General features: G+C 55.3%; 12 protein-coding genes and 1 other RNA gene. 6 read left to right on the plus strand and 7 right to left on the minus strand.

The annotated features are described in order from the left end of the window. Positions 1-236: 236 nt before the first annotated feature. From ssrA to ACTCIA_RS15370, 4 genes are all read right to left on the minus strand, one after another. Positions 237-592, minus strand: a transfer-messenger RNA (tmRNA) gene (gene ssrA / locus ACTCIA_RS15355). A gap of 171 nt (positions 593-763) precedes the next feature. Further along, positions 764-1225, minus strand: a complete 462-nt coding sequence (smpB, locus tag ACTCIA_RS15360; RefSeq protein WP_463002685.1) for an SsrA-binding protein SmpB — start codon at positions 1223-1225, stop codon at positions 764-766. Positions 1226-1274: 49 nt separating this feature from the next. After that, positions 1275-3044: a phosphoenolpyruvate--protein phosphotransferase gene (gene ptsP, locus ACTCIA_RS15365; protein ID WP_463002686.1), complete on the minus strand. Its 1770-nt coding sequence runs from the start codon at positions 3042-3044 to the stop codon at positions 1275-1277. Positions 3045-3055: 11 nt separating this feature from the next. Then, positions 3056-3316, minus strand: coding sequence for an HPr family phosphocarrier protein (locus tag ACTCIA_RS15370; RefSeq protein ID WP_463002687.1), 261 nt, complete (start codon positions 3314-3316; stop codon positions 3056-3058). Positions 3317-3506: 190 nt separating this feature from the next. Here ACTCIA_RS15370 and ACTCIA_RS15375 point away from each other — a divergent pair, with 190 nt between their 5' ends. The 4 genes from ACTCIA_RS15375 to ACTCIA_RS15390 are packed head-to-tail and all read left to right on the plus strand — an operon-like array spanning position 3507 to position 6683. Continuing rightward, positions 3507-4166: an LOG family protein gene (locus ACTCIA_RS15375; RefSeq protein WP_463002688.1), complete on the plus strand. Its 660-nt coding sequence runs from the start codon at positions 3507-3509 to the stop codon at positions 4164-4166. Continuing rightward, a complete protein-coding gene (locus ACTCIA_RS15380) occupies positions 4166-5302 on the plus strand; it encodes a DNA-methyltransferase (RefSeq protein WP_463002696.1) in 1137 nt (378 codons plus the stop codon). The genes ACTCIA_RS15375 and ACTCIA_RS15380 overlap by 1 nt, the downstream gene beginning before the upstream one ends. Positions 5303-5313: 11 nt before the next feature. Next, positions 5314-6165 (plus strand): nucleoside recognition domain-containing protein, encoded by an 852-nt coding sequence (locus ACTCIA_RS15385; RefSeq protein ID WP_463002689.1) that lies wholly within the window; start codon positions 5314-5316, stop codon positions 6163-6165. Continuing rightward, the gene (locus tag ACTCIA_RS15390) at positions 6096-6683 is read left to right on the plus strand and encodes a spore maturation protein (protein ID WP_463002690.1); all 588 of its coding nucleotides are present in this window, start codon (positions 6096-6098) and stop codon (positions 6681-6683) included. The genes ACTCIA_RS15385 and ACTCIA_RS15390 overlap by 70 nt, the downstream gene beginning before the upstream one ends. A 65-nt stretch (positions 6684-6748) precedes the next feature. Here the strand turns inward: ACTCIA_RS15390 and ACTCIA_RS15395 are convergent, their stop codons facing one another. The 3 genes from ACTCIA_RS15395 to ACTCIA_RS15405 are packed head-to-tail and all read right to left on the minus strand — an operon-like array spanning position 6749 to position 9280. Continuing rightward, a complete protein-coding gene (locus ACTCIA_RS15395; RefSeq protein WP_463002691.1) occupies positions 6749-8467 on the minus strand; it encodes an ABC-ATPase domain-containing protein in 1719 nt (572 codons plus the stop codon). Then, entirely contained in the window at positions 8458-9006 is a 549-nt protein-coding gene (locus tag ACTCIA_RS15400) for a phage holin family protein (RefSeq protein ID WP_463002692.1), read from the minus strand. Before ACTCIA_RS15400 ends, ACTCIA_RS15395 begins: the two co-directional genes overlap by 10 nt. Next, positions 8984-9280 carry a hypothetical protein gene (locus ACTCIA_RS15405; RefSeq protein WP_463002693.1) on the minus strand — a complete coding sequence of 99 codons (297 nt, stop codon included), beginning with the start codon at positions 9278-9280 and terminating at the stop codon, positions 8984-8986. Before ACTCIA_RS15405 ends, ACTCIA_RS15400 begins: the two co-directional genes overlap by 23 nt. A 206-nt stretch (positions 9281-9486) precedes the next feature. Here ACTCIA_RS15405 and ACTCIA_RS15410 point away from each other — a divergent pair, with 206 nt between their 5' ends. Then, entirely contained in the window at positions 9487-10032 is a 546-nt protein-coding gene (locus ACTCIA_RS15410; protein ID WP_463002694.1) for a pyruvoyl-dependent arginine decarboxylase, read from the plus strand. Positions 10033-10073: 41 nt separating this feature from the next. Further along, a complete protein-coding gene (speB, locus tag ACTCIA_RS15415) occupies positions 10074-10913 on the plus strand; it encodes an agmatinase (RefSeq protein ID WP_463002695.1) in 840 nt (279 codons plus the stop codon). Positions 10914-11016: the final 103 nt, after the last annotated feature.

The following is an 11016-nucleotide window of genomic DNA, read 5'->3' on the forward strand; positions in this document are numbered from 1 at the left end:
AAACCCATATCAATCAAGGATGTAGCTTTCCGGACGAGCTTCGGACTTGGTCCGGAGAAAACAGAGAATCAGGGGCCAAACAGAGAAAGAAAGGCGGGAAGATGGGGAGAATCGATGGTGCGGAGAGGTGCTTTGGAAAGATGTGAAACGGGCGCAAACCCTTTAGAAACAAGGGGAAAAAGAAAACCCGTCATCCCGGAGAATGACCCCAGAGAGACGGGTTTGTCTTTTCTAAATGGTGGAGGCGGCGGGAGTCGAACCCGCGTCCGGAAACATTCCACAACGGCATCTACATGCTTAGTCTGAATTTTGAATTTCGCTATTTGCGGCTCCTTCAGACAGGATACGCAAACCGCAAGCCTGTTTGGTGTTTCGCCTGAACAGGAACAAGCAACCCGTATCGGCTATCCTGCTAGTCGACGCCCTTTCCGGGCCCGCAGGAAAAAACCCGGAAGGACGGTAGCCGTCTTAAGCGGCTACAGCGTAGTTATAATCGTCTGCTTTTGTATTTAAGCACCGCCTGTTTTACGAGTCAGCGGAACTCGGCATGCAACCATTGCTTCCATGCCCCCGTCGAAGCCGTTTCGCCCCCATAGTTACAAGGCGTGTTTTTCGGCAGGGTGGTACTGGTTATCTGTAAAATAAGCGGTCCTGCCTGTATTGTCAACCATTGGTTTCTGCATTTTCATTCCCTGGCGCGTATCTCTGTTCGAATAAAGGCAAAACAGCGCTGGCTTGAAAAAACAGCGCTGTTTTTGCGGTGTTACCTTGCGTGTTTTTTGGCCCGGTCCATTTCGCGCTTGACCTCGCGTTCCTTGATGGAGTCGCGCTTGTCGTACTGGCGTTTTCCCTTGGCCAGGGCCATGACGACCTTGGCTTTGCCATCTCTGAAATACACCCGCAGGGGAACCAGGGTATGGCCCTTTTCCTTGATTTTTCCGTAAAGCCGCTTTAATTCGGATTTGTGCATGAGCAGTTTTCTGGGCCGCTCGGGCTCGTGGTTGTCATAATAGGCAAACGGGTAGGGCCCGATATGCATCTGATGGAGCCAGAGCTCGCCGTTTTTGAATCTTCCGTAGGAATCCTTCAGGTTGGCCCGGCCCTGGCGCAGGGATTTGACCTCCGTGCCCTGAAGGACCATCCCGGCCTCGAATTCATCCAGGATGAAAAATTCGTGCCTGGCTTTTCGGTTCTCTGTAACGATTTTGACATGGTCTTGATTCATGAATGACCTTCTCTTTAAACTGAAAAATGGCTCACCGGACAGGATTTGGCTATTTGCCGTAAATGTCTTCGTTTAGCAGTTCGCCGTATGCGTCCATGATGATCCGCTCCATATCTTGCACCGAGGATTGCTGCAAAAGGGTCTCCATCAGTTTTTGCACCTCAGAGACATTGATTTTGCGGATGATGTTTTTGATCTTGGGTATGGACTGAGGGGCCATGCTCAGCTCTTCAATCCCCATGCCCATGAGAATGGGAAGATGCATGGGTTCTGCGGCCATTTCCCCGCACATGTAGGTTTTTTTGCCCCTGTGGCGGCCGGCATCCACAACGTGGCGGATCAGCCGGATCACGGCCGGGTGCATGGGGCTGTAGAGGTGGGCCACATGGCGGTTGCCCCGGTCAATGGCCAGGGTGTACTGGACAAGATCGTTGGTGCCGATGCTGAAAAAATCCACCATGTCGGCCAGCAGGTCGGCCATGACAGCAGCAGAGGGAATTTCGATCATAATGCCCACTTCAATGTCCCGGTTGTATTCAAGGCCTTCCTGCTCCAGCTCTGCTGCGGCCTGGTCCAGGATCCGGAGGCATTCGGTGATTTCCTCTGCCCCGGAAATCATGGGCAGAAGCAGGCGGACATAACCGTGGGCCGCGGCCCTCAGGATTGCGCGGAGCTGGGTTTTAAAAATTTCCGGGTTTTTGAGGCAGAACCGGATGGCCCGCAGGCCCAGGGCCGGATTGGCTTCTTCCGGGGAGGGCATGCTCTCTATTTCCTTGTCCCCGTTGATATCCAGGGTGCGGATGGTCACCGGCAAGGGCGACATGAGCTCCACGACTTCCTTGTACTGATCGAAGAGTTCCTGCTCTCCGGGGAAATCGATTCTCGACAAATACAGAAATTCGGTTCTGAAAAGTCCAATGCCGTCTCCGCCATGGTCCTTGACCGCCACGACCTCCTCGGGCAGCTCAATGTTGCCCATGATCCTGAAATGCTGGCCGTCTGCCGAGGTGGCCGGCAGCTCGCCCCGGCGGACTTCTTCCTTTTTATATGCCTCGTATCTGCGGGAAAGCTCTTCGTAGCGGACCAGAGTCTCTTCTTCAGGGTTGATGATCACAAGGCCTTCATTGCCGTCAACAATGATCAAATCCTCGTTTTTGATCAGGGCCGTGGCCCGTTCCAGGCCCAGAACGGCAGGAATTTCCAGGGTGCGGGCGATGATGCTGGTATGCGAGGTCTTCCCGCCCCGGTCCGTGATAAAGCCCATGACCCGGTCGAGCTGGATCTGGCTGGTTTCAGCCGGGGACAGATTGTTGGCCACAAGGATCACGCGCTTGTTGATCCCGGAGATATCCACGTCCACCGCCCCCATCAAATGCCGCAGGATTCGGTCGCATACATGTTCAATGTCTGCGCCCCGGGCCTGCAGATAGGGATCGGATATGTTTTTAAAAACGCTTTTGGCTGTGGCCGAGGCCTTTTTCAGGGCCCATTCCGCATTGATCTGCTCGTTTTTGATCAGCTCAATGGTTTTGCCGTACAGCATTTTGTCCTTATGGAGCAGCAGGTGGGTCTCCAGGATATAGGCATGCTGGCGCAGGTCTTCCGGAATGTCTTCAATAATGCCGGAAAGTTCGTTTTTGGCCTTGTTGACGGCGCCCTTGAAGCGCTTGAGTTCCTTGTCGACGTCCTTGGTGTCGATATTATAGCGTTCAATAACATCAACGCCCTCCCGGTCCACCAGGTATGCCTTGCCAATGCAGATGCCCTGGGAGCCGCTGATGCCGTGGAGAACGATTTCTTCTGTGGGTTCTGTTGTCATAATAAGAGTGATTACTCCTCAAAGCCGGCTTCAAATAACTTGCTGATTTCTTGTAGAATTTCATTGTCTGAGGAATTTTCTATTCTCAGGGTGATCCGGGAGTCCTTGGTGCCGGAAATTGAGAGAATATCAATGATGCTTGTGGCATCGACTTCTTCGTCGTCCTTGATCAGCCAGACGCCGGATTCGGCTTTCATGGCAAGCCTTGCAATCATGGCCGCAGGCCTGGCGTGCAGACCGAGTTCATTGACAACGGTGACGGTTTTTGTCAAGTGATTGTCCAAATGATTCATTTCGTTGATAATTTGTTAATATAATTTTATAATTTTAACACGTTGCCCTTTATTCTGTCAACCAAATCATTGCCGGATATCGCTTGAGCCGGGTGTTTAAACAATTGACAACCCATAGCCGGATTGCTACTAAAGCCGAATGCTTATCATTTAGAAGAAAGGTTGGGACATGGAAAAGCAGCACATCGTCGAAGACATCAAGCTCACCGAAGCCTGGCGGCTGTTTAAGATCATGGGGGAATTTGTCGACGGAGTCGAGGCATTATATGATCTGGGCCCGGCAGTGAGCATATTCGGCTCCGCACGAATGACCGAGGACAATCCCTATTATCAGAAGGCAATGGACCTGGCCGGGATGCTTGCGCAAAACGGTTTTGCCGTGATCACCGGCGGCGGCGGCGGGATCATGGAAGCCGCCAACAAGGGCGCGGCAGACAAGGGCGGCGAGTCCGTGGGATTAAACATCAAGCTGCCCAGGGAGCAGGTCCCCAATGAATTTGCCAATGTTCAGGTGGAGTTCAAGTATTTTTTCGTCCGCAAGGTCATGTTTGTCAAGTACGCGTCCGCCTATGTGATCATGCCGGGTGGTTTTGGCACGCTCGATGAGTTGTTTGAGGCCGTCACCCTGATCCAGACCGACCGGATTATGCCCCTGCCGGTGATTTTGTTCGGCCGGGAATACTGGGGCGGCCTGGTGGAATGGATCAAACAGCAGTTTTTGTCCCATCAGACAATCTCGCCCGGAGACCTTGATATTATTCATTTGACAGATGACCCTGCCGAGGTCCTGGAGATTGTCAGGCAGGGCGCCCAGGTTCAGCGTCCGTGATGGAAACCGGCCACCATATTTGGTTTGGCGACAGCCGGAAAATGGATTTTCTGGCCGATCAGAGTGTGGAACTGGTGGTGACCTCCCCGCCTTATCCCATGATCGGAATGTGGGATGAAACCTTTTCGCACCTGGAGCCGGCCGTTGCCGAAAGTCTGGAGGCGGCAAACGGGTGGGACGCTTTTGAGCGGATGCACCAGGTCCTGGATCCTGTCTGGCAGGAGGTCTGCCGGGTGCTTGCCCCCGGCGGGTTTGCCTGTATCAATATCGGCGATGCCGTGCGCAAGACAGGTGAAAATTTTTCTTTGTATCCCAATCACTCCCGGATCATGCAGGCCTTTATAACATTGGGCATGTATCCGCTGCCCGCGGTGCTGTGGCGCAAGCAGACAAACGCGCCCAACAAGTTCATGGGCTCGGGCATGCTGCCGGCCGGGGCTTATGTCACGTTGGAGCATGAATACGTGCTGATTTTCAGAAAAGGGGCCAAGCGGGAGTTTAAAGGCGCGGACCAGCGCCTGTACCGCCATCAGAGCGCCTATTTTTGGGAGGAGCGCAACCAGTGGTTCTCGGATATCTGGTTTGATCTCAAGGGCGCCCGTCAGGACCTGTTGGAAAAAAATTTGCGCAAGCGAAGCGGGGCGTTTCCGTTTGCGCTGCCCTACCGGCTGATCAACATGTATTCCATGGCCGGAGACACTGTGCTCGACCCCTTTGCCGGCACCGGCACCACCATGTTTGCGGCCATGGCCGCAGCCAGAAACAGCGCGGGCGTGGAAATGGAAAAGGATTTTTATCCGGTCATGGAAAAAAAGAGCCGGGAGATCCCGGATTTTGCAAGACAGGTGCTTGACGACCGGCTCCGTGCGCACATGAATTTTGCAGCCGCGAAAAAGGCCGATGGCAAGCCCTTGAAATACACCAATACGCACTACGGTTTTCCCGTGATGACCCGGCAGGAAACCGCTCTGCGCTTTTTTTACCCGCGTACAGTGCAGGTTTCCGGGCCGGGGCGTTTTGTTGTCCACTATGACGATTCTCCACCCGCGGACATCTTAAATGGCGGATATGTCCAATCCGCTCAAACCCCGGAAAAACCTGAACCGTCGGCTCCGGTTCAGAAAAGCCTGTTTTAAGGCCTGCTGCAATGAATGTGATATTTTTTGCCATTGTGATGATCGCGTTTTTGTTTGCTGCTGTCCGCCAGCTGTTGGGCGGCCCGCAAACCGGCGACACCATGCCCATCGAGGCCTTGTCCCGGTCCGTGGTGGATTCGGCGGCCGGTGCGGTGGAACTGGCCATCGGCCTGATCGGGGTGATGACCCTGTTTCTGGGCCTGATGAAAGTGGCGGAAAAGGGCGGTCTTTTAAATGTCATGTCCCGGCTGCTGCGGCCTGTGATGGTGCGGCTGTTTCCGGATGTGCCCGCGGATCACCCGGCCATGGGCGCCATGATTTTAAACATGTCCGCAAACGCCCTGGGCCTGGGAAACGCGGCCACCCCCTTTGGCATCCGGGCCATGCAGGAGCTTGACAAGCTCAACTCTGAAAAGGGCACGGCCACCAATGCCATGGCCCTGTTTCTGGCCATCAACACCTCAAGCATAACCCTGCTGCCCACCGGCGTGATCGCCCTGCGGGCGTCTGCGGGCTCCGGGGACCCGGCCGGAATTCTGCCCACCACCCTGTTTGCCACCCTGGGCTCCACGCTGGTGGCCATCGCTGCAACCAAGCTCTACCAGCGGTTTTCATCCCCGGCCCCGGCTGTTTTGACAGGCACGCCAGCAGCAGATCCCACAACGGAGACTGCCGAACGCACCGGAGCCGGAGGAGAACACGACCTGAATCAGAATTCTGATCCGGATTCGGACCAAAATCCGGACCATGAATATGCCCACATGCTGGCATCGGCTTCAGCGGGCTATCCCGGATGGGTGAGCCTTTTGGTGCTTTGCTGCGTGATCACAATCATCCCCTGGCCATCATCTACGGCACCGTGATTTCTCCCTGGATTATCCCCGGGTTGGTGGCGGGTTTTCTTGCCTACGGCATGATCCGGGGCGTCCGGGTCTACGAGGTGTTTGTGGAAGGGGCAAAAGAGGGTTTTTATGTGGCGGTCAAAATCATTCCCTACCTGGTGGCCATCCTGGTGGCAGTGGGAATGTTTCGGGCGTCCGGTGCTTTGGAGGCCATGGTGGGTATGCTGGGACCGGTGACGGGAAAAATCGGGTTGCCCGCAGAAGCCCTGCCCATGGCCCTGCTGCGGCCCCTTTCAGGCTCCGGGGCCTACGGGGTGCTGGCATCGATTATCAATGACCCCGCAGTGGGGCCGGATTCTTATATCGGCTACCTGGTCTCCACTTTTCAGGGTTCCACAGAGACCACGTTTTACGTGCTGGCGGTTTATTTCGGGGCCGTGCAGGTGCGGAGGGTGCGCCACACCATGGCCGCGGCCCTGACCGCAGATTTGGCTGGCATCATGTTTGCCGTTCTCGCCTGCACCCTGCTTCTGGCGTAAAAAGCTTTGGTTTTATTTTTTTGAACCTTGAACCTTGAACCTTGAACCTTGAACCTTGAACGAGGTTATCTCTGGCTCACCTGCAGGGTGCGGATCCGGTTGATGGCACCGGCGATGTCAATGGCGCGGATTGCCGCAAGATCGCCGGTGACAAAGGGGGTGAGCACATCCAGCCCGTTTTTTTCAATATCGGCAATCACCTTTTCAGCCACTTCCCGCAGGGATCTGCGGCCGTCCATAAAGCCCGTGGCATGATAGACGGCATGGGCCAGGGCCCGGGTCTGGGAAGGATCCACGATTTGTTCCAGATCGCTTAAATCCACGTCTGTCTCGCCCAGCAGGATTTCCCGTACCCCTCTGCCGGCGATTTTCATCTTTTTGTTGCGGCGGTACACGGATATGCTTTGTGCCTGGGGAATGCGGGCGGCAATCCGGCCGAATTGCGTTCCGCCCTCGGCCTGCCGCCCGGCGGAGTCGTTTTGGGCGATTTGTCTGGCCGCATCTGTTGCGTCCCACGGCAGGTATTCGGTCATTCGGATCACATGATCGGCCACGCTGAAGTAATCGCCTGAGCCGCCCATGACCAGCACCGTGGAAACCCCTTTTTCGGTGTAGAGCTGGCGCACCTTGTCGATAAACGGGGTGATGGGCTCGCCTTGTTTGGCCACCAGCTGCTGCATCCGGCGGTCCCGGATCATGAAGTTGGTGGCGGATGTGTCCTCGTCCAGCAGTATGGCTTCGGCCCCGGCTTCCACGGCCTCGATGATGTTGGCCGCCTGGGAGGTGCTGCCGCTGGCGTTTTGGGTGGAAAACCGGGCCGTGTCCTTTTGCAGGGGCAGGTTGCTGATAAATGAAGAGATATCGGTTTGTGCAATGCTTCGGCCGTCGCAGGCCCGGATTTTGACCGCGTTTTTTATCGTGACGGCAAATTGTCTGCCGTCATCCGGTACATGGTTGTAAATCCCGCGTTCAAGGGCATGGAGCAGGGTGGATTTTCCGTGATATCCCCCGCCCACAATCAGGCTGATGCCGTGAAAAATGCCCATGCCGGTGATTTTTCCGGAATTGGGCAGATCCAGGGTGACCCGGTAGGTGTCATCAGAGGCAAATTGCACAGCAGCGGGATCATCCAGGGGACGGTCGTCGATTCCGCTTCTGCGGGGCAGCAGGCTGTTGTCTGCAATAAATGCGATCAGGCCTTTTTCCAAAAGCATGGCCCGGGCCGCGTCCGCGTCTTCCGCGGTTTCGATGTGCCGGTAGACGGCTTTTGGGTCCAGGGCGGAGAAAAACAGGGACGTGCTGACAATCTCCGGCAGCTCGGAGAAAAACATGGCCTCCGCGTCCCGGCCGGCGATTTTTCTGCCCAATGCCGGCAGCCCCATGAAAAACCGGGCTTCAACGAAATCGTCATTGATCAGAAAAGCGCTTCGCTCAAGGATCTGCTGGCCGGGCCGGTCAATGGTGATGGCCCCGCCTTTGCCGCTGCCCCGGCTTCCCTTTGACAGCCGCCGGCTTTGCTGGGAAAATCTCCGGGTTAAAAAATCGCCCAGGGCGATGGTGCGGCTTTTGTTTTTGGTGGTGTCTTTGGTAAATCCCGAATCGCCGCGTCTGACACGCACCCGCAGACGCGACGGGGCGGCATACGGATCTCCCTGAACATGATCAATGTATAGGGCAAACTCTTTGAAATCATAGCCGCCCGCAATGTCCTTGTAGGCCTTATATCCCTTGCCGTCGATGCGCCTGAGCTGGTCGCGCAGGGCATCAGCCGGTTTTACTCCCATCTGTCTCCTCTTTTTTCCAGGTCAATATGATCGTCTGATCCGGGCCCGGGGCGCGACCCCGGCCCCGGCCCGGATCCCGGCCGTCGTCCCGGACCGGATCCCGGCCCCGGGCGCTGGATATCCGCCAGAAGGGAATTCAGGATCCAGCTCACAAGGCTGATGATAATGGAGCCGAAAACCGTGCTCCAGAATCCAACCACCAAAAAGCCCGGGGTGAGAACCGATGCGATCTTTAACATCAGCGCGTTGATGATAAAGGTAAACAGGCCCAGGCTCATGACATTGATGGGCAGGGTCAGCACCAGCAGCACCGGGCGGAAAAACAGGTTGAGCAGGCCGATGGCCGCGGCTGCAACAAGTGCGGACAAAAATCCGCTCACTTCGATATCTTCAATTATGTAGGCGGCCGCAAACACGGCCGCCGTTGTGATCAGCCACTTGGCCAGCACCACGGGGACAAGGGTGCTGTCATAAGGGCCCCGGCCCGGTCCCTGGCCTGCGGAAAACCGGTGTATGTTAATTCGGGTTTGTCGTCTCAATTTCCTCTCCATTGATGGTTATGCCGATGGTGCCCGCATTATCGCGGAACAGGCAAATTTTTGCCGAAGAATCCCCGCGCAGTTCCGGATAACGACTGCGCAGAAAACTGAAATTAAGTGTTTCTATGGCATGATGCAAGAGGTCTATGCGGTTTTCAAGGTCTTTTTTCTCGTTTTCACCCGATGCCTTGAAATATTTGGAAACCGCCCTGTTGTATTGCCCTTTGACCTCGGTTTCAATGCAGTGGCGTTTGGTTGAAATTTTAAGGTTCATTTTTGCAGGTGTCTTTGATATAGTTACTTATTTTTGATGAACTTTTTACGGGACCACATAGGAAAAAGTACTGTTGTCAAAAGTCCTGAAATTAATATAAGCGCCAACCAATAAAGAAATAACTTTTTGATTTTACTTAAGACTTAAAACTTAACACTTAATCACTTAAAACTTAACACTGCGATTGCAAGCAGGAGAATCTGATCATGTATGTACCACGATATGTGTTTTTTACCAAGGGGGTCGGCATTGACAAGGCGCACCTGGCCTCTTTTGAAAATGCCTTAAGGGAGGCCGGAATCGCCCATTTGAACCTGGTCCAGGTCTCTTCCATCTTCCCGCCCGGGTGCAAGATCCTGGAAAAGGAAAAAGGCCTGGCCAAGCTTGAGCCCGGCGAGATCACCCACTGTGTTATGGCCAGGGAGCAGAGCCGGGAGCCCGGCCGCCGTCTGGTGTCAAGCGTCGGCCTTGCACTTCCCGAGGGAAACGAGCGCTACGGCTATCTTTCCGAGCATCACGGTTTCGGCCAGACCGAGGTGGAAGCCGGCGAATTTGCAGAAGATATGGCCGCCTCCATGCTGGCCACCACGCTGGGCATCGAGTTTGACCCGGAAAAGGACTATGATGAACGCAGAGACATCTATAAGATGTCGGGCAAAATCATTCATTCCAGGCATGTCAGCCAGGCCGCCCTGGGCGCCGAGGGAAGTCTCTGGACCACGGTGCTGGCAGCCGCCATATTTGTGAAATAATCATGGTTCACAGCTTGTTTGTCCCCTTCGGGGGTCCGGAAATGCAGGTACGGGATATGGATGCGGCCTCGGTGCTGGTTTTGCCGGTCTGCTACGAAGTGGCACCGTCCTACGGCATCGGCAGCCGGGAAGGGCCGATTCACCTGCTCACCGCTTCGGCCGAGCTTGAAGATGTGGACGAGCAAACCCTTGTGCACTGGGGCCGGGTGGGCATTCACACTTTGCCGGCGATTACGCCTATACCCCGGCCCGAGCCTGCCATGGAGGAAATCCGCGCGGCGGCCGCCCGGTGCCTGGAGACCGGAAGGTTTACCCTGTTTTTGGGCGGCGATCATGCCATTACCATTGCCACTGCAAAAGCCGCGGTTGAAAAATACCCGGATGTGGGTGTTTTGCAGATTGACGCCCACCTGGATCTGCGCGATTCCTACAACGGCAGCCGGTTAAATCATGCCTGCGTCATGCGCCGGGTGGCAGATGATCTGCACCTGCCCTTTGTCCAGGCCGGCATTCGGTCTTTTTCCGCAGAAGAGGCCGCATATGTCAAAAATCAAGGTTTGACCCCGTTTTTTGCCCACGGCATTGATCCGCTGGATCATTCCTGGATGGACCAGGCCATTGCCGCCCTGCCGGATACCGTGTACCTGACCCTGGATCTCGACGGTCTGGATCCGTCCGTGATCCCCGGCACGGGAACCCCGGAACCCGGCGGGCTGAGCTACCGCCAGATGGTGGAGCTTCTTCGCCGCCTGGGGGCTTCGGGCAAAAAAGTGGTTGCCGCAGACATCACCGAACTGGCCAAAATCCCCAATACCCAGGTATCGGAGTTCACCGCCGCCCGCATCGCCGCCAAAATGTTTGTTTACCTTACAAAACCATAAACCATGATGGCACCGTAAAAAGTCTGATTTCAGATGGTGCCGTAAAAAGTTCAAGATCAAGGCTTGCGCAATTTCGAAGAATGCAGCGTACTTATCCGTACGT

The sequence above is a fragment of the Desulfosalsimonas sp. genome, assembly GCF_055149105.1.